The sequence below is a fragment of the Enterococcus sp. DIV0561 genome (assembly GCF_050539875.1).
Classification (GTDB): domain Bacteria; phylum Bacillota; class Bacilli; order Lactobacillales; family Enterococcaceae; genus Enterococcus; species Enterococcus faecalis.
Genome location: NZ_CP172927.1, coordinates 2305366 through 2325127 on the forward strand (window position 1 = coordinate 2305366; position 19762 = coordinate 2325127).

The 19762-nt window shown below is 38.4% G+C and carries 17 protein-coding genes and 1 other annotated feature; of the genes, 4 read left to right on the top strand and 13 right to left on the bottom strand.

The genetic code is table 11. The annotated features are described in order from the left end of the window. Nucleotides 1-157: 157 nt before the first annotated feature. Nucleotides 158-1342: an A/G-specific adenine glycosylase gene (gene mutY, locus IGM13_RS11010; RefSeq protein WP_002419455.1), complete on the bottom strand. Its 1185-nt coding sequence runs from the start codon at nt 1340-1342 to the stop codon at nt 158-160. After that, nucleotides 1332-2132, bottom strand: a complete 801-nt coding sequence (gene recX / locus IGM13_RS11015; RefSeq protein ID WP_002367194.1) for a recombination regulator RecX — start codon at nt 2130-2132, stop codon at nt 1332-1334. Before recX ends, mutY begins: the two co-directional genes overlap by 11 nt. Nucleotides 2133-2263: 131 nt before the next feature. On the opposite strand from recX, the gene rlmD reads away from it, so the two are divergent. Continuing rightward, complete coding sequence (gene rlmD, locus IGM13_RS11020; RefSeq protein WP_002382523.1) at nt 2264-3634, top strand: 23S rRNA (uracil(1939)-C(5))-methyltransferase RlmD; 1371 nt, start codon at nt 2264-2266, stop codon at nt 3632-3634. Nucleotides 3635-4055: 421 nt separating this feature from the next. Here the strand turns inward: rlmD and IGM13_RS11025 are convergent, their stop codons facing one another. From IGM13_RS11025 to IGM13_RS11035, 3 genes are all read right to left on the bottom strand, one after another. After that, nucleotides 4056-4304 carry a GlsB/YeaQ/YmgE family stress response membrane protein gene (locus IGM13_RS11025; RefSeq protein ID WP_002356434.1) on the bottom strand — a complete coding sequence of 83 codons (249 nt, stop codon included), beginning with the start codon at nt 4302-4304 and terminating at the stop codon, nt 4056-4058. Between the two features lie 180 nt (nt 4305-4484). Then, entirely contained in the window at nt 4485-7607 is a 3123-nt protein-coding gene (ebgA, locus tag IGM13_RS11030) for a beta-galactosidase subunit alpha (protein WP_002419262.1), read from the bottom strand. Beyond that, nucleotides 7540-9039, bottom strand: coding sequence for an amino acid permease (locus IGM13_RS11035; protein ID WP_002359464.1), 1500 nt, complete (start codon nt 9037-9039; stop codon nt 7540-7542). The genes ebgA and IGM13_RS11035 overlap by 68 nt, the downstream gene beginning before the upstream one ends. Before the next feature lie 148 nt (nt 9040-9187). Between IGM13_RS11035 and IGM13_RS11040 the strand changes: the two genes are divergently transcribed. Then, complete coding sequence (locus IGM13_RS11040; protein ID WP_002356429.1) at nt 9188-10018, top strand: AraC family transcriptional regulator; 831 nt, start codon at nt 9188-9190, stop codon at nt 10016-10018. 47 nt (nt 10019-10065) lie between these two features. Here IGM13_RS11040 and rplL read toward each other — a convergent pair whose 3' ends face one another. The 5 genes from rplL to lsa(A) form a co-directional block, all read right to left on the bottom strand. After that, complete coding sequence (gene rplL, locus IGM13_RS11045) at nt 10066-10434, bottom strand: 50S ribosomal protein L7/L12 (RefSeq protein ID WP_002382519.1); 369 nt, start codon at nt 10432-10434, stop codon at nt 10066-10068. A gap of 62 nt (nt 10435-10496) precedes the next feature. After that, nucleotides 10497-10997, bottom strand: coding sequence for a 50S ribosomal protein L10 (gene rplJ / locus IGM13_RS11050; protein ID WP_002382518.1), 501 nt, complete (start codon nt 10995-10997; stop codon nt 10497-10499). A gap of 129 nt (nt 10998-11126) precedes the next feature. Continuing rightward, nucleotides 11127-11256: a sequence feature (ribosomal protein L10 leader region), on the bottom strand. Nucleotides 11257-11318: 62 nt separating this feature from the next. Further along, entirely contained in the window at nt 11319-12008 is a 690-nt protein-coding gene (gene rplA / locus IGM13_RS11055) for a 50S ribosomal protein L1 (protein ID WP_002356425.1), read from the bottom strand. Between the two features lie 111 nt (nt 12009-12119). Continuing rightward, nucleotides 12120-12542, bottom strand: coding sequence for a 50S ribosomal protein L11 (rplK, locus tag IGM13_RS11060; RefSeq protein ID WP_002356424.1), 423 nt, complete (start codon nt 12540-12542; stop codon nt 12120-12122). Between the two features lie 122 nt (nt 12543-12664). After that, nucleotides 12665-14161: an ABC-F type ribosomal protection protein Lsa(A) gene (lsa(A), locus tag IGM13_RS11065; protein ID WP_002419263.1), complete on the bottom strand. Its 1497-nt coding sequence runs from the start codon at nt 14159-14161 to the stop codon at nt 12665-12667. A 375-nt stretch (nt 14162-14536) separates the two neighbouring features. Between lsa(A) and sdaAB the strand changes: the two genes are divergently transcribed. Continuing rightward, nucleotides 14537-15205 (top strand): L-serine ammonia-lyase, iron-sulfur-dependent subunit beta, encoded by a 669-nt coding sequence (sdaAB, locus tag IGM13_RS11070; protein WP_002414070.1) that lies wholly within the window; start codon nt 14537-14539, stop codon nt 15203-15205. A gap of 22 nt (nt 15206-15227) precedes the next feature. Then, complete coding sequence (gene sdaAA / locus IGM13_RS11075; RefSeq protein WP_002419264.1) at nt 15228-16100, top strand: L-serine ammonia-lyase, iron-sulfur-dependent, subunit alpha; 873 nt, start codon at nt 15228-15230, stop codon at nt 16098-16100. 63 nt (nt 16101-16163) lie between these two features. On the opposite strand, the gene IGM13_RS11080 is transcribed toward sdaAA, so the two are convergent. Genes IGM13_RS11080 through IGM13_RS11090 form a run of 3 tightly spaced genes read right to left on the bottom strand, consistent with a single transcriptional unit; the run spans nt 16164 to nt 19751 of the window. Then, entirely contained in the window at nt 16164-17009 is an 846-nt protein-coding gene (locus IGM13_RS11080) for a M55 family metallopeptidase (protein ID WP_002419265.1), read from the bottom strand. Continuing rightward, nucleotides 17006-18109 (bottom strand): M42 family metallopeptidase, encoded by a 1104-nt coding sequence (locus IGM13_RS11085; protein ID WP_002356417.1) that lies wholly within the window; start codon nt 18107-18109, stop codon nt 17006-17008. The genes IGM13_RS11080 and IGM13_RS11085 overlap by 4 nt, the downstream gene beginning before the upstream one ends. Before the next feature lie 13 nt (nt 18110-18122). Further along, entirely contained in the window at nt 18123-19751 is a 1629-nt protein-coding gene (locus IGM13_RS11090; protein WP_002419266.1) for a peptide ABC transporter substrate-binding protein, read from the bottom strand. Between the last annotated feature and the right edge of the window lie 11 nt (nt 19752-19762).

The following is a 19762-nucleotide window of genomic DNA, read 5'->3' on the forward strand; positions in this document are numbered from 1 at the left end:
AAAGTCTCCACCATCATTACTACTCCTCTAAGCAGACAAGAGACAAGTCTATCTTACCAGTCCCCTTCAAAACTAAACATAGCAGAATTTATATAGGGGTATAACCTAGAGGAAACAAAAAAGAGGGGCTTGTTTGTTTAAAAGCCTCTCTTTTTTGTTATTTATTTTTGTGTTCTTTTTTGAACAATTCCACCATTTTTTGCTGTGGTTTTGGAAAAACATACTCTGAAAATTGTTGTGCTGCCGCCCATCGCTGCGACTCTAGTGTGGCTAATTCGCCTGTATTTCGGCCATAAAAGACTAAGATATGCCATTTTAAATGACTGAAAATATGAACGACTTCGCCTAAGGCACGTTTTTGCCAGACAACTGTTTCATAGTCAGCAAAAACATTGACAGGTTCTTCAGCGACCAAAGGCTCTGTTACAGGCTCTAACTCTAAAGTTAATTGTTTTTCCGTTTCTGCTGGTTGCGCCATTTTTTGCAATTGTTGAAATTGTTTTTTGCTAATTTCTTCAATCGGAAACAGCCACATATTGGCTAACAAACCGGTTTCAGGGCGTTGTTCTAATAAAAATTCTTGCTTTTTATTTTCAATAATAGTGCCGACATAATACACATCTTTCGGCTTAACTTTTTTTGATTTAACTGGATAAGCGGTCATTTTATCTGCCTGATAGGCCGCACAATATTGCTGAAGCGGACAGCTTTCACACTTAGGTGAAGTTGGGGTGCAGACGGCTGAGCCTAGATCCATTAAGGCTTGATTAAAATCCCCTGGACGCTCACGATCGATGATTTTAAGCATCGCCGCTTCAAATACTTTACGATTACTCGCTTTTGCAATATCTGCATCAATTTCAAATAAACGGCTCACTACCCGCATGACGTTACCATCAATTGCTGGTTCGGGGAGATTAAAAGCAATGCTGCCAATTGCACCAGCCGTATAGGGGCCGATCCCTTTTAAACTCCGAATATCTTCGATTGTGTCAGGCATTTTCCCACCAAATTCTGAAACAATCTGTTGCGCTGCCACTTTTAAATTACGTGCTCGTGAATAGTAGCCTAACCCTTCCCAAGCTTTCAACAACTTATCATCTGGCGCTTCCGCTAAATCTTGAATCGTCGGAAACCATTCCATAAATCGATAAAAATAATCAATGACTGTATCTACGCGAGTTTGTTGTAGCATAATTTCAGAAATCCAAATACGATACGCATCTGTATTCGCTCGCCAAGGTAAATTGCGTTTTTCTCGTTCATACCAAGCTAAAAAATCTTCCTGGAATGAACTAACTTTTTCGGGACTCCACGCCTCCCAAGGCTCTTTATTCGTCATGTTCTACTTCCTTTTCGCTAATAAATTGCTGAACCAAATCATAGTCAAACCCTTTTTGGAATAAGCTTTGTTTGACTTTTTGGACTTTTTTAGAAAAATCAAATCGCTGATTAGCACGCCATAAACGTTCGCCTTCCTTGTTTAACGCTTGTTGTTCTTGTTCTTCGTCCTTTTCAAAAGCTAAAGATTCCAAAGCTAGATCAATGATTTCATTTGTAAAGCCCTTTTGCATCAGATGCAGACGCGTTTTCTGTAGTGCATCTTTAAAACTTTTAGTTCGATAGCGTTTCATGGCCTTTTCTGCAGTTGCTGTGGCAACATTAAGCTGTTCATCTAACGTATAAAAGGTCAAGCCATGCTGAATATCTTCTTCACTAATGCCTTTTTGCTTTAATTGTTGTGCCACATTTCGTGGTCCCTTATCACTGGTTCGCATAGCTGTCCGCACGTAACTTTCACTAAAAATTGCATCATCCAACAACCGCAGCTCTTCTAAACGTTGAACGATTTTTACTCGATCTTCAGGTACAATTTCTTTCTCTTTTAAATAAGTAAAAATCTCTTTCTTTGAACGTAATTGATAGCTTAAGTAATTCATCGCCATTTGTAACCCGACATCATAAGAACTGGCTTTTTTTATTTCTTCTATTAAAGTATCTGATAACTCTTGGCCTTTTAGCAGACGCTGCCGTACTAAAATATCTTCCGAGACACGCAGTTTTTCGCCTGAAGATAGCCAAAGTAGGTAAAATTCACCTTTATCTTTACTAATTCGTGTGATTGTTGTCATCTTATTCTCCTGCCCCTCTAAATCAGAACATATATTCTACTATACCATAGAATCCTTGGAAGCCAAATAAATAAAAATGTGCTAAAATGGGAGGAAGTGAAAAATGTGAGATGACTAAAGGATGAAAGAATATGACCCAACAACTAGTAAAAAAAGGCCAACAAATTTCTTTAAAAATTAAACGATTAGGAATTAATGGCGAAGGTATCGGCTATTATAAAAAATTAATTATTTTCGTTCCTGGGGCGCTACCCAAAGAAGAAGTGACTGCCACGATCACAAATGTTACACCCAAATTTGCTGAAGGAACCCTTCAATCTGTCAAAAAAGCTGCTAAAGATCGCGTGGTCCCTCCTTGTCCTGTCTATGAAACATGTGGCGGCTGCCAACTACAACATTTAGCCTACAAAGCACAATTAGACTTTAAAAAAGATTTATTAAAGCAGGCGCTTAACAAATTTAAACCAGTCAATTATCAAAACTATGAACTACGAAAAACAATTGGGATGGAGAATCCTTGGAATTATCGAAATAAAGCCCAATTCCAATTACGCCAAATCGATGGCCAAGTAGAAGCTGGTCTCTATCAAGCTGATTCACATCAATTAGTACCGATTGATAACTGTTTGGTCCAACAGCCTGCGACAACCAAGGTGATGAATACATTAGTTGATTTATTGAATGACTTTCAATTACCAATTTATGATGAACGTAAAAATAGTGGTATCTTTCGAACATTAATGGTTCGAGTGGGCATCCAAACTGGCGAAGTCCAAGTAGTGTTCATTACACAATCGCAGAAATTTCCACAAAAAGAAAAAATGGTTCGCGCAATTAATGAACAATTACCAGAAGTTGTTTCTATTATGCAAAATGTTCAAAATAAAAAAACCTCTCTAGTAATGGGTGATGATACCCTTCACTTATGGGGCAAAGAAAGCATTGAAGAACACATTAACGACGTTGTCTTTGATTTATCGCCGCGAGCATTTTTCCAATTGAATCCAGAACAAACGGAAATTTTATATAATGAAGGAATCAAGGCCTTAGATTTACAACCAAATGAAACTGTTGTTGATGCTTATTGTGGCGTCGGGACCATTGGCTTAAGTTTAGCGAAACAAGCGCATCAAGTTCGTGGTATGGATACCATTCCCGCCGCAATTGACGATGCTAGATTCAATGCAAAACGACTTGGTGTTACGAACACACATTATGCTGTTGGAACAGCTGAAGACTTATTACCTAAATGGTTCAAAGAAGGCTTTAAACCTGATGCCATTGTAGTTGATCCCCCACGGACTGGTTTGGATCGTAAATTATTAACGGCCCTTTTGAAACAACCACCTAAGAAAATGGTGTATATTTCTTGTAATGTATCCACGTTAGCACGTGATTTAGTTCAATTAGCCAAAGTATATCAAGTAAACTATTTACAATCTGTTGATATGTTTCCACAAACCGCTCGTTGTGAAGTTGTCGTCAAATTAACGAGAAAATAAAAAAAGGAGCGTGGGACAAAAATCACTTTGGATTTTTGCTCCACGCTCAAAAACTGATAAACGGCGGGAACAGAACCAACACTACGCGTTGCTCCGATCTCAACAACTTCTAAGAGCTAAAGCTCTAAGAGTTGAAGGTCCTTCGGAAATAAGCCGAAATTGTTGAGAATCACGAAGAACGTAGTGATTCGATGATGAACAATACCTACTTGGTCTCCAAAAATTAAAAAGCACCGGGTAGGTATCATGCAACATCAACTCGTTCCTCGTTGTGTTTTATGATAATTTTCGGAAATTTCTTCTTATTGCTGAGAAACACTATTTGCAAAGCAAATAGATGTTAAACAGTACCTACTTGGTTCTCGGAGCTAAACGGTTCTGTCCCGACCTCCTTTAACTAATTAAACAATTATTTACTTAATTAGCTATTTTTTCGTCCGAAGAAGAATGAAACCACAGCAACTAAAATTACTGCCCCAATAATTGATGGCACAATTGCCATACCTGCTACGTGAGGACCCCAGCTACCTAAGATTTTTTCTCCGATAAATGAACCAACTAAACCGGCAACGATATTCGCAATCCAACCCATTGATTGACCTTTGCTTGTAAGCGCGCCAGCGATAGCACCGATAACAGCACCAACGATTAAAACCCATAAAGTATGCATAAAATAATTCCTCCTAAATGCTTTATCTAGCGAATAATTCGCTATGTTACTATTATGGACTACTTTTATTAGATAACAAAATAGTTTGCTCGTTTCCATGAAAAAAAAGCAATAATTTCTGATAATTTCATTAAAAAAGCTCAGAACAGGAGACAGAAGTGCACTGTTCTGAGCTTTTATTTAAGAAATCGTTGGGCGTTTTACTCGTTCATGTGCGACATCCGTTGCTTGAATCTCTTTATTATTAAAAGGTGTTAAGCGGAATGCCAATTGGAATTCTTCAAACGTAGTCCGGTATTTTTCTAATTGCCACTGGCCACAAGAGTAGCTACCTAGGGCGTTTTGTTTGTAATCGATATTTAAAACAACATAATCACTTTCTTGTAATTCATTGGTATGCTTAGCAACATCTAGCGCTTGTTCTTCAAAATAAGAAACACTAAAATTATATGAATCAGCCGCTGTTGCTACTACTCCTTGGCCGCGATCATCCGTGAATGCGGACCATTTAGTCGCCATGTGATTACCATTGGCTTGTGGAACAACATAATTAGTGAACATTTCCGCCACTGTAGCATCATAAACGCCAAGTAAACCAGCTTCTTGTGAATCTACATAGTTTTCTCTCGGCCCTTTACCGAAATATTTTACTTCTGATAGAGACTTGTCTAAATGGAGAGTCACACCCAAACGTGGTAACATATCTGGCGCATTTTCAATTTTACCAGCAGGACTACCTTTTAAGTCGAAGAAAATTTCGCCATTTGGTGCAATTAAATACTGATAGGTACATTGATAATGCCAAGCACTGTTAGTCGTTCCGTTAATTGTTTTTACGATGACTTGGATAAAATCATCAACTTTTTTCCATTCAAAAGAACGGACAATTTCATGCTCTAAATGTAAGAAATATTTCTTCTTCATTTCATCAATAATTTCCATATCATTACTGATTGGTGCCCGCCAAAATGTAAATTTCGGCCCTTTATGCAATAATTTTTTACCATCTCGTGTCACATTCGTTAAGGCACCCTTCACTTTATCAAAATTAATTGAAAAGTTTGGTCCTTCAATGTATAAATGAGGGCCAATTTCCTTTGCCATCAGCGAGCCAACTGGTGTGATCTCAATCCCTGGTGTTGCAATTGGCAATTCAAACTGTGCGGTAGCTAATTCATGACCAGCAGATGCATAGGCGGTCGTTTCTTTCAATTGATATGAAAGAGTTAAATAATAGGCGGCTCCTGCCTTTTTAGGAAAATCTAAATGATAAGGTAAGTGCAGTCTTCCTTCTGCTCTAGCAGCAATTGCTGGCACTGCTACTGTCCCTGATTGAATCACTGTTTGATCTTCAGTAATTGTATAAACCAGCTTAAAGATAGCCAAGTTTTCAAAGTCAAACCGACTCAATAATGAGAATTCACCTGACAGAACGTCAATAGCGCTAGTTGTAATGGGTTCAATGACTTTTTTGTATTCATACAAGCTAGGAGATGGCGTACGGTCAGGCATCAACATCCCATCAATACAAAAATCTTTGTTACTTGGATCATCGCCGAAATCGCCGCCATAACGATAATAAACTTCACCGTTATCTGTTACCGATTCAATGCCATGGTCAAACCATTCCCAAATAAAGCCACCTTGTAATTTATCATGAGCATAAAATAGCTCTTGGTATTCTTTTAAATTCCCAGGGCCATTCCCCATCGCATGACAATATTCACATAAAATATGCGGTTTTTTTGAATTTTCAATAATCGTATTCATCAGTAATTCTCTAGTTGGGTGTTCCAACCACGTATACATTGTAGAATAGACATCCGTGACCTCTGCTTCAAAATCACCTTCATAATGGACCAAGCGTGTCGGATCCATTTCTTTGGCAATACGGGCCATTTCAATAAAGTTATGACCAAACGCAGATTCATTTCCTAACGACCAAAAGAGAATTGATGGATGATTTTTATCCCGTTGAATCATCCGTACCATCCGAGAAACATAAGCCGTTTCCCATTCTGGATCGTTGCTAATCCAATCATATTCTCCAGTTAATTCAAAGCCGTGACATTCCAAATCAGTTTCATCAATCACATACATTCCATATTCATCGCATAAATCATAGAAATAAGCAGATGCTGGATAATGACTGGTTCGAATGGCATTAATATTAAATTGTTTCATTAAACGAATATCTTTTTCAATTTCTTCACGACTAACCACTCGACCATTTTTCGGATTATAATCATGACGATTCATTCCTTTTAGTTTAATGGCCACACCATTGACTAAGAAAGTCTCACCAGATACATGAATATTTCTGAAACCAACTTTTTGCGGAATAACTTCGACGACTTCCCCTTCAGAAAAAACAGTGATAAATAGCTGATACAAGTATGGTTTTTCCGCTGACCAAGCAGTGACAGACGGTAAACTTACTGAAAATTCAACCGTACCTTGATTTCCTGCGACAGTCTCTTTAAGAACCGTTTTTCCCTGCTGATCCATCAACTCCAATTGAACTTGTTGTCCTTTGTCTTGCCAAAATTTACCGGTAATTGCCAAGTGGCCATTTTGATACGAATCATCTAAATCGGAAATAACAAAGAAATCTTCCAGCCCATTTTCTGGTACACCGAGTAATTCAACATCACGAAAAATACCACTTAACCACCACATATCTTGATCCTCTAAATACGTACCATCTGACCATTGATAGACTCGCACCGTTAAATCATTTGTTTCACCAATTTTAGCGTAAGGCGTAATGTCAAATTCTGCTTCATTTCGTGCACCTTTACTGTAGCCAACTTCATGGCCGTTCACCCAAACATGATAAGCTGAATCTACGCCACAAAAGCGTAAAATGATTTTTTTATCGTGAAATGTTTCATCTATAGCAAATGTCCGTTTGTAAATACCTGTTGGGTTTTCCGTTGGTACATACGGCGGATTAATGGGAAAATTGTACCATAAATCAGAGTAATGCATTTTGCCATATCCTTGGACTTGCCAATTTCCAGGAACAGTGATTTGATCCATTTGGCTTGTATCAAAGTCCGTCGCAAAAAAGTTTTCTGGGCTGTATTCTGGCGCTTCTAAAAAAAGAAAATGCCAGCGTCCGTTTAAATTTTTGTATGCTTGTGTATATTTATTTTCATTTAGTAAGGCTGTTTCTTTCGAAGGAAAGCTCGAAAAATGTGCTCGTCCAGGCAACCGATTGATACTATCTACTTTATAATTTTCCCAAGTCTTCATAATCCATTTCTCCTTTACCAACTTCATTTTTTTCTTTTGTTTCATACCGTTTCCAGCAAATCCAAGCAAAGCCCATAAAAACAATTAAACCAATAATGTTATACGCCAACATGCCCAGTGGACTAGCGGTTCCTTTCGGTAACGTGCCATTGATTTCTTCCATGATTAATTTTGGATCCGGCACAGTTGACATAAAGAATACAAAGATAAAAATGGCTAATAAGAAAATCCCCGCAATTAAGCCAAAGGTTCGATTACCAAAGCGGAAACTTCTCGGCATTGTTTCTTTTTTCCAACGAAGCCCAATATAGGCGATTAACAAGAATAAGACAGGCACTAGTGACGTAGAAGCTGTCATATTAATTAACGTTTCTAAAAAGCTATCCATATTTCCAATTCCTAATGCTGGAATGGCAACTAAAATCGTCACAATAATTCCTTGAACTAACAAAGCATTGGTTGGATTTCCCTCTTCGTTCGTTTTCACTAGCCACTTACCGAAGACCCCATCAGGAATTTCTGAGAAAAATACTTTAACTGGTGCTGCCGTCCACAGAGCCAAAGAACCAAGACTTCCGACAAATAAGATAATTCCTACTAAGCGCACCATCATTGCTGCGGGAATATGGAAATACGTACCTAAAATTTTAAAGATATCAAAAATACCATTTGAAAAATTTCCTTTTAAGACGTCCGTTGGCACTACCAAACCTACAGCAACGGCACCAAGAATATACATGATACCGACCGCAATCGTTGCACCAATCATCGTGCGGACAAACGTTTTATTGCCGCCTTTAACATCCTTAATGTATACGCCGATACTTTCACCACCGCCAACAGCTTGTAAAATCCACGCCATCGTCATGAAAAAAGTCCAATTAAAAGTTGGCATAATTGACGTCGTGGTAAATTCTTGTGCTGGCTCATTGCCAAAACCAAACACGACGACAAAGGCTAAAACCACAAAAGCCACGCCCATAAATAAACGAGCACCACCCGCTAAGCTAGTCACTTTCGAAATCCACGAAACCCCTTTAATACAAACCCATGTCATTAACCAAAATAACAGAATAGAAATCACTGCAATTATTTTAGTACTATGGTTTCCTTGAAAAACGTTTTGACCTAAAAAAGCGTATGAACCATAAATCAATGTATTCGGTAGTAATGAACAGAAGAAAAACAAGTTGACAAAGAAATATGACCAAGCGCCTAAAAATGCCCATTTAGGTCCTAACACAGATTCCAACCAACTGTGAACACCTGATTCATTTTCAGAATTAGCAGAAGCAAATTCTGCAATCATTAGAATAAATGGTAAAAAGTAAAAAATAGAGCCGAATAAATAGCCTGGAATAGTTGCTAGGCCAATCTGAATACTGTTGTTAACAATGCTGGGAAAGGCAAAAACCGCTGAAAAAGTCATGAGCATCAATGCGACAGAACCTAATCGTTCCCGTGAATGTGTTGCCATTTTACTACATCCTCTCTTTATCAAATTAATTAGTACTCACACATTGTAAAACGCTTACAGTTTTTTAAAAATAAAAAATGTTGCCTATTTCTTGTAAAGATGTTGACTTTTAGAAAGCCTTTACATACTCTTATAAAGAGGTGATAGCATGCAAAATGTTTTTACAAATAATGTCAGCATCCTGATTAATGATCAACCTATTAGCCAAGAATTTCATCTTTATGAAGCTGGCTATGAAAAATGCCGCCCGACAAAACCAACTGAGTTTGCCCCCATTAATTATTGGGTTTTGCATTATTGTAGCGATGGTGAAGGCTATTTTTCAACACCCTTTATGGAAAAACAACACATTACCGCTGGCGATTTGTTTATGATTCCAGCCAATTGTCGCAATATTTATTATCCTAATCGGCAAAATCCTTGGACCTATCATTGGGTCGGTTTTGTTGGAGATCTTTCGTCTCAGTATTTAGAAAAAATAGGCCTGACTACCGAAAATTGTATTTTAAAAGGAACTGTTGATAAGAAATTAGAAAGTTTATTTAAAAATATTTACCAAGAAGCGAAGAAACATAATCATTTTGGCAGTTTAAGTGAAAGCTTTCAATTGTTGAATTATCTAGAGCATCATTCCGTTACACAGCACGAAAATCAAAGCCAACAATTATTTAACCAAATTAAAATGGCTATTCACGAAAATTTTTCAAACAATCTTTCAATTAGTCAATTAGCTTCTGAGTATAACATTGATCGTAGCTATTTATTTAAGCTATTTCAGCGTTATGAACAAACAAATCCTAGTATTTATGTACAAAACTTAAAATTGCAAAAAGCCTGTTCTCTGTTAAGAAAAAGTTCCTTAACCATCACGGAAATCAGTTTTGAAGCAGGTTTTTCTTCACCTTCTTATTTTTCAAAATTTTTCTTCCAGAAAAAAGAGATGACACCTCGACAATATCGTCAACAGTTTTTAACGTAAAAAACCTCTTGCTAAGCAAGAGGTTTTAAAATTATTCAATGAATGAATTATTTTACTGTTACTGAAGCGCCAACTTCTTCTAAAGCAGCTTTTAAAGCTTCTGCTTCTTCTTTAGAAACGCCTTCTTTAACTGGTGCAGGAGCGCCATCAACTACAGCTTTAGCTTCTTTCAAGCCTAAGCCAGTTGCTTCACGAACTGCTTTGATAACTTTAACTTTTTGATCGCCAGCTGCTGTTAATTCAACAGTGAATTCAGTTTGTTCTTCTGCTGCTCCACCTGCTGCTGGTCCAGCTACTGCTACAGGAGCTGCTGCTGATACGTCAAATTTTTCTTCGATAGCTTTAACTAATTCGCTTAGTTCTAAGATAGTTGCTGTTTCTAACTCAGCAACGATGTTTTCAATGTTTAATGCCATTTTGAATTTCCTCCATTTAAATTAAAATTGTTTGTTTTTTATTTGTTTGAATTAGACTGCAATTAAGCAACTTCTTCGTTTTTCTCTGCCACTGCTTTGACAGCGTAAGCCACGTTGCGGACTGGCGCTTGTAATACAGATAATAGCATAGATAGTAAACCTTCGCGGTTTGGTAGTTTTGCCAACGCAGTAATTTGTTCCACTGAAGAAACTTTTCCTTCGATGACGCCACCTTTGATTTCTAATGCTTTTGCATCTTTAGCAAATTCGTCGATGATTTTAGCTGGTGCTACTACATCGTCGTTGCTGAATGCGACAGCAGTTGGGCCTGTAAAGACTTCGTCTAAGCCGTCTAAACCAACTTTTTTAGCTGCACGAGAAAGGATTGAGTTTTTGATGACTTTCATTTCTACGCCTGCTTCACGTAATTGTTTACGTAAGTTAGTGACTTCTTCTACTGTTAATCCACGGTAGTCCACGATTACAACTGATGCTGCTGATTCAAATTTCTCAGCGGCTTCTTGAACTAGGCTTTCTTTTTTAGCGATTGCTGCTTCACTCATTTATTTCACCTCCTGATTTTGATGGTGGAGTTGTACTGGTTTACGATATGTAAAGTAGAAGAATCAAATGAAACTTCGCTCACTTCGTTCGCCAAGTATTGTTTTACATCGGCTTTTTATCAAAAAGTCGTGTAAAACAACAAAACTCCATGCCACCGTAGACATAGAGGGACCGAATTGTATATAACTCAACAATTGTCCTCGGTAGGAAATTAAGACTTGCGTCACCTACTGTCTTCGGTACAGTTAATTATTAACCTCACTCACTTTACCATAGGGTAAGTGAGTGAGTCAAGAATTTTTTAATTATTTTCTTTCAAATTAGAAAGAAGCTTGGTCAACGTGGATTCCAGGTCCAAATGTTGTTGTTACTGAAATGTTTTTGATGTATTGACCTTTAGCAGTTGATGGTTTAGCTTTCAATAATACGTCGTTAATTGTGTTGAAGTTTTCAACCAATTTTTCGTTATCAAATGAAACTTTACCGATTGGTACGTGGATGTTACCAGCTTTGTCAACGCGGTAAGTTACTTTACCAGCTTTAACTTCTTCAACAGCTTTTGTAACGTCCATTGTTACAGTACCAGTTTTAGGGTTTGGCATTAAACCTTTTGGTCCTAAGACACGGCCTAATTTACCAACTGTAGCCATCATGTCAGGAGTCGCAACAACTACGTCAAAGTCGAACCATCCACCTTGGATTTTTGCAACCATGTCGTCGTCGCCTACGAAATCTGCACCAGCAGCTTCAGCTTCTTTAGCTTTTTCGCCTTTAGCGAATACTAAAACAGTTTGTGTTTTACCAGTTCCGTTTGGAAGCACAACTGCTCCACGGATTTGTTGGTCTGCTTTTTTAGGGTCAACGTTCAATTTGTAAGCAACTTCAACTGTTGCGTCAAATTTCGCGATGTTTGTGTCTTTTGCTAAAGCTACTGCTTCTTCAACTGAGTAAGCTTTTGTAGCATCAACTTTTTTCAATGCTTCTTGCATTTTTTTGCTCTTTTTAGCCATTTTGTTTCCTCCTTGATTGTGGTTATAACGGTTGTACCTCCCACGTCTTTCATATCTTTAAATATGAAACGAACTGAGAAGCTACTTCTTTGAGTAAGTGTGGAATAAAAATTATTCTACGATGATACCCATGCTTCGTGCAGTTCCTGCAACCATGCGCATTGCTGCTTCAACGTCAGCGGCGTTTAGGTCTGCCATTTTAAGTTCAGCGATTTCTTTCACTTGATCGCTTGAAACTGTTGCAACTTTAGTTTTGTTTGGTTCACCTGAACCTTTTTCGATTTTTGCAGCTTTTTTCAATAAGACTGCAGCAGGTGGTGTTTTAGTAATGAATGTAAATGAACGATCTTCATATACAGAGATTACTACTGGAATAATCAAGCCTGCTTGGTCAGCTGTACGAGCATTGAATTCTTTAGTGAATCCCATGATGTTGATACCTGCTTGACCTAACGCTGGACCTACTGGTGGAGCTGGTGTTGCTTTCCCCGCAGGAATTTGTAATTTAACGATTTTTTCTACTTTTTTAGCCACGAAAATACCTCCTTAAGTTCTCGTGCGTGGTTAATGGGGTTGAGATTTCCCCTCCCACTCAACGTACATTTAAAACATACCCTATTACTATACAGGATTCCCTTTACTTTTTCAAGATGTTTTTATGATTTCAAGGCAATTTTTTTATCTGTTATTTTCTTCATGAAATGTGCATCATGCTCAATCACTAGCATTGCAGGCTTCACAGATAAGATTAGCGCTTCTAATTGTTGATGATTAAACACATCCAAGTAATTAAGGGGTTCATCCCAAATATAAAGTTCAGCTGATTGAGACAATGATTTGGCTACTTCGACTTTTTTCCGTTGCCCCATACTCATTTGTTCAATTCGATTAGTGAAAACAGCGCGCTCCATCCCAAGTTTTCGTAAGTTATTTAAAAATTGGGTGTAATCTAACTGATTTTTCTCTGCAAATTCGGATAAAGTTCCTTGATTGTCTTCATAATCTTGGCGCACATAAGAAATGGTTAATTGGTGAGCCAAAGTGGCTTCGCCTTCTGAATCTCCAGAAAAATCCCCCAACAAATACTGAATCAAGCTCGATTTTCCTGAGCCATTTTTTCCTGTTATTCCGACAATTTCTCCCGCGTTTATTGAAAAAGAAATTGGCGTAAATAGCCAATTTTTCTCGTAGCCCAGACGAAGCTCTTCCACCGTCAATAATGTTTTGTGATGCGTTGGCTGATAATCCATTGACAAAGGATCAATATACTCAAGATCTTTTAATAGTTTTTCTTTTTCTGCTAATTGTGTTTCGGCGCGTTGTTGAATGTGTTTCGAACGCTTCATTACGCGCGCAGCCCGGGCACCAATGGCTCCTGTATCAAAAATCGCCCCGCTTCCTTTTTCCTTAGCATTGCCGTACTTATCACCTTCACGGTTCATCGACCATTCCGCTTTTTTACGAGCGGTTTCTTTCAAGCGATTGACTTCTTTTTTGATTTTTTCATTTTCTGCCAGTTCAAAAGCATCTCTTAATTTTTTTTGCTCTTCATAAATAGAAAAATTCCCTTGATACAGTGTCAATTGACTTTTTTCAATCGCCAAAATATGATCAACTACTTCATCAACAAATGCCCGATCGTGGCTGACTAAAATAAATCCGTGTTTCTTTTTCTTCAAATATTCAGCCACTTGTTGTCTGCCAGCTAGATCTAAATGATTTGTTGGCTCGTCAATTAAAGGAAAGGCATTTTCTTCAATAAAAAGAAGACCTAATAAAACTTTCGTCTTTTCGCCGCCTGATAAAGAAGAAAAGGGCCGCCATAGAACTTCAGGATCAACGTTTAAAAGCGTTAATTCTCGTTCTAATTTCCACTGTTCAAAAGAAGTCACCTCTTGTAAGACATAATAAGTGAGCTGTTGTTCTTCTGCAACTGTTTGTGGAAAATAGACGAAATCGACTTGATGAAGAATCTCTCCTTGGTAATCCAACTGCTTTTGTAACAATCTTAATAAGGTTGTTTTCCCACGGCCATTGCGGCCAATCAATCCTAATTTCCAATTGGTATCCATCGTGATATTTGCCTGATCAAAAAGCAATACTTCTTGATTATCATAGGCAAAAGATAGTTGTTTTAGTTCAATTTTCGACATAAATATACCTCCATAAAGCAAAATTGATGCAGCTTTACGGAAATCAGCGGCATCAATCCAAGGTATACAAAAAGACCCGTGGCTGAATTCTTTAAGCTAATTTCCGAAAATCCGCACACTCCACCCGTTATATTCAGGCAAAGTTATACAGTTTCTCTAAAAAATTAACTTAAATTTTCAACGCACGAATCCCTCTTTTCGTCTTTTATTATCTAGAATTTAGCATCTCTTCACTGATTTGTCAACGAAGGCCCCTTGCTTTCATTCTGATAAAAATTTAAATTATTCGCTAAAACACAAGCGATTGCCTAGTTCCCCGCCATTTTTTGTGTTAGACTTCCAATGAAAACATATTCTAATGAAGAAGGTGCTGAAATGGAAGAGTTACGCTTTAATAGTGTTTTTGATATTATCGGACCCGTTATGATTGGTCCAAGCAGTTCTCATACAGCTGGAGCGGCAAGAATTGGAAAAGTGGTTCGCAGTATTTTTGGACAGCAACCTGATAGCGTTGACATTTATTTATATGAGTCTTTTGCCAAAACTTATCGTGGTCACGGAACAGATATCGCCTTAGTTGGCGGCCTTTTAGGCATGGAACCAGATGATGAGCAACTAGCCAATTCTTTGGAAATTGCCTATGAACAAGGAATGGAAGTTTGTTTTATTCCTAAAAGTGAAAAAGCAGACCATCCTAATTCCGTTAAAATTGTGGTTTCTTCTGGCGACCGAAAACTATCTGTGACAGGAATTTCAATTGGTGGTGGAAACATTCAAATTTCTGAATTAAATGGCTTCAAATTGTCTTTAAGTATGGGCACGCCAACATTTATTGTTGTCCATCAAGATGTTCCTGGCATGATTGCTAAGGTGACCAACATCCTTTCAGCTAGCGATATCAATATTAGTACAATGACCGTTACCCGAGAATCTAAAGGGGAAAAAGCGATTATGATTATTGAAGTTGATCAAGCCGAAGTCGGTGACATTGTCATGCAATTAGCTGAAATCCCTCATATATATAGCGTTAACTATTTTGACTAAATGAACGTAAAGGAGTAATACGATGTTTTATTCAATTGAAGATTTGGTAGCTCAAGCGAAAGAGTACCCTTCTGTGAGCGAATTAATGATTGCAACAGAAATGGCTCATGGCGGGTATTCTCGTGAACGAATTATTGAAACAATGGAAAAAAATCTAGCCGTTATGAAACAATCTGTCGCTGAAGGAATCGCTGGTGTTACCTCAGTAACAGGGCTAACTGGTGGCGATGCAACCCGCTTAAATGATTACATACATTCAGGCAACTTTTTAAGCGGTGAGACCATTTTACAAGCCGTGCGAAATGCGATTGCTGTTAATGAAGTTAATGCAAAAATGGGCTTGATTTGTGCTACACCAACCGCAGGCAGTGCCGGAGTAGTTTCTGGCGTCTTGTTGGCAGTTATTGATCGCTTAAAGTTAACGCATCAGCAACAATTGGAGTTTCTATTTACAGCTGGGGCTTTTGGCTTAGTGATTGCCAACAATGCCTCAATCAGTGGTGCCGAAGGTGGTTGTCAAGCTGAAGTCGGTTCTGCTAGTGCAATGGCCAGTGCCGCTTTAGTTGCGGCTTCTGGCGGTACGCCTGATCAATCTGCTCAAGCTGTGGCCATTACGATAAAAAATATGATGGGCCTCATTTGTGATCCTGTTGCGGGACTTGTTGAAGTCCCTTGCGTGAAGCGAAACGCATTAGGTTCTTCTCAAGCCTTCATCTCAGCTGACATGGCTTTAGCGGGGATTCGAAGTGTCATTCCACCAGATGAAGTCATCCACGCAATGTACCAAGTGGGTCGCCAAATGCCACAAATTTTCAAGGAAACCGCTGAAGGCGGTCTTGCGGTGACACCAACTGCACAACGTTTAAGCAAAGAAATTCTAGAGAAACAAAAATAGAAATAACTATAGCAAGAAGCTTACAGAAAAAACGTCCATTCGTTTTTTCCGTAAGCTTCTTCTTTAATAACTTGTTCCGCCTAAACCAACCACAGCGACAATTCCATTCATGACATCTTTCATCGTTTCACCCACAAATGAAACGGTTCTACCATCAATGCGTTTAATCATTGGTAACATTTCAATGCGATCTGCTTGTGCTGTCGTCACACATTGCAATTTTACAGTTGCAGGTGTTTGTAAGGCATATCGGGGTAATTCAGACAACGCAAAGGAAGTTAACACCTGACTTGTAGTTGCTACGATAGCTTCCCGAACTTGTTGCATGGGTCTATTTTTGATTGCATAACGTCCCAGAGATTCTTTGGTGGAAACAAAGGGGACTTCGGGCATCATTTTTTCTTGAAAAAGTTGTTCCTCTAAGCCTGATTCACCGATAATTAAACCAACAGGGACACCTAATTCGCTAGCGTAAGCTGCATTAATTGTCGTTTCATTCATCGCTAATTCGTTTATTTTTAAATCATAAGCAACACTAGCACTATACCCATGATCCATATTCCCTTTTTGTTTACCAATACCAGCATGATAACCTAAGAAAAAGACTACATCATAGCTACTATCCAAGCCACTCATCATATAATCCATGCGAGGAAAGCCGCTCACTAAGGAAATTCGTTCATCCATTTCTGCTAAGCGCGCATAAGCTAAATTCAATCCACGGCTATGCGAATCGGCAATAGTAATTTCTGTAATTTGTTCATTTTTAGCACTCTTTTGAATCCCTTCAATCAACCAAGCCACATGTTGGTGATATAATTCTCGGAATAAAACGGTATCCTCTTTTTCCATATCAAATGTCGCAATACCTGCTAATCCTTCAATATCGCATGATACATAAATCTTCATTTGTTCCACTCCTTTGACAATGGCTGAACCAGTGCTTGAATTTTGTCAGCATCTAAATTTTTGATTAATTGAATGACTAATTCTTTCGCCGCTTGGTAATCTTGAAAGTCCACATAGCAATGGGGTGTGTGTGCGTAACGGACAGGAATTCCTACAACAATCGTCGGGGCTCCTTGAACTTGTGTAATCGCCATGCCATTGGTTCCACCACCACTTCGAACAGAAACTTGAACAGGAATTTTGTGTATTTTAGCAATCTCTAGTGCATACTCTTGAAATTCCGGATTCGTAATCATAGAAACATCAAAATAGCGTAACATCGGTCCTTTTCCCATTGCTGATTGAATCATCTCTGGCGTTTCTGCCGTATCATCAGCAGGGCAGCCTTCGAAAACAATAGCTAAATCAGGATTGACTTGCTTTGCGGCAATAAGTGCTCCTCTTTCGCCAACTTCTTCTTGTGCAGTTACTGTCGCAACTAACTTGAATGGAAGTGTCTCTTCTTTCAACTCCTCCATGACGTCCACTAAGCAAGCACAGCCAATGCGACAATCAAAAGCTTTTCCTAAAAAAAGATCTGTCTGTTCGTTGTAACAACACGTCACATCTGGAATGACCGGTGCACCAAGATCGATTTTGTACGTTTCAATTACTTCTTCTTTTGAGGTAGCGCCAATATCGATTGTCAAATCAGCAATGGTTAATGGCCGCTGACGTTCCTCTGGTGTCATAAAATGAGGGGGCCGACTAGTAACTACGCCTGGCAGATAGGTGCCTTCCCGGTTACGAATCCGAACTTTTTGTGCAGAAATCGTATTAGGGACCCAGCCACCTAACGGAAGAAAACGCAACAAGCCGTTTTCTTTAATTGCTTGAATCATAAAACCCACTTCGTCACTATGAGCATCAAAAAGCACAACTGGACCTTCACTTAGATTATTTTTCTTCTCAAGATATAAATTTTTAATGGCATCTAGCCGTTGAATAGTAAAATCCGCAGTTGCGTGTTGAAGGATTCTAACGACTTCTGTTTCAAAGCCTGAAACACCATTAGCATTTGAAAGTTCCTGAATTAATTGAACAGCTTGACTTTTTTTCATTTTTTCCCAACCTTTACTTGTCACCGATAGAGACTGATTTGTAATAGCCTGAACCTAATGGGCCATAGACTAAATTTTGGACAGAATCGTCCACTAAGCGTGCTTCTGTTAATTGATAAAGAGGAACTAGGGGTGCTTCTTCCGCAACCAATTGATCCGCTTTTTGTAATGTTTTCCAACGTTCTTCATATTTATTTGCATAAGTTACGTTTGCTTCTTGAAGCAACTGATCGAAGGTCTTATTAGACCATTTACCAAAATTATTGGAATTTTTTGATTGCAATAGGTTTAAGAAATCGATTGGATCAGCATATACTGGCGTCCAGCCACCAACCACAATGTCGAAATCTCCGCTGCGACTTTTTTCTAAACGATTATTAAAAGGAACTGGCGAAACATTGACTGTTAAATTTTCTAAATTATCTGCTAAAGCTCCTTGAACATACTCACTGATTTTTTTAGCATTTTCTGTATCCGAACTTAAAATCGTTAGCTCCGCTTTTTCAATTTCTAATTCTTTTTTAGCCGTTTGCCATAACTCTTTCGCTTTTTCTGGTTCACTAGGATTTAAATCTCCTAATTCCTCTGCAAAATCTTTTTGCGTTTCTTGATTAGTGAAACCTGTTGGCACGAAGCCAAGTGCTTTTTTTGAGCCATCATTTAAAACATTTTTAGCTAAACGTTCAGAATTCAATGATAATGCTATCGCTCGACGTGCATTCTTATTTGCCAAAAGATTTTTTTGCGTATTTAATTGGATATAATACGTTCCAGGAATTTCACGAATTTTTAAAGCTGCATTGCCTTGTTCTTGTGCAACAATTTCTCCAGAAATTTTTACAACATCTAATTCTTTCCCTTCGAAAAGATTTTTCCCAGTATTGACTTCTTTAACGACTTGGACATCCACCTTATCCAGCGAAACATTCGCTTGATCCCAATAATTTTTATTCTTCACATAGGACCAAGTATTATTCGTGCCATCCCAACCTTCCAATGTGAAAGCGCCATTGTAAAGTGTTGACTCAGCTGATGTACCATAGTTTTTGCCCGTTTTTTCGACAAATGCTTCATTTAAAGGATAAAAAGCTGGCACCGCCAATAATTGTTGAAAATAACTCATAGGATAGCTCAGCTCTACTTCCAAGGTATGGTCATCAATGGCTGTTACCCCTAGCTCTTCTTTAGATTTGCCACCGTCAACAATAGCACGATAATTTTTTATCCCTTCAAAATAATACGCTTGCGGGGAAGCTGTTTTTGGGTCTACTGTGCGCTTCCAAGAATATTCAAAATCATTGGCTGTGATTGGCTCGCCGTTACTCCATTTTGCATCTTTTCGAATCGTAAAAGTATAGATTAAACCATCATTAGAGGGCTGTACTTTTTCAGTTGCCAATGCTGGTTTAGCTTCTCCTTTTTCGTCAAAGGAGAAAAGTCCCTCTCCTACTTGACTCATTACATCTGCTGCTGTATTATCCATTGCCAACGACACGTCTGCCGTTGATAATTCCGAATCAATCCCGACCCGTAATACCTGTTGTTCTTGCTTTTTGGTTTCTTTCCCAACATTTCCACAGCCCGAGAGAAGTAGAACTATGATTGCTGCCAAAGACAGCCTTTGCTTTGTTGCCCTTTTCATAAAAACACCTC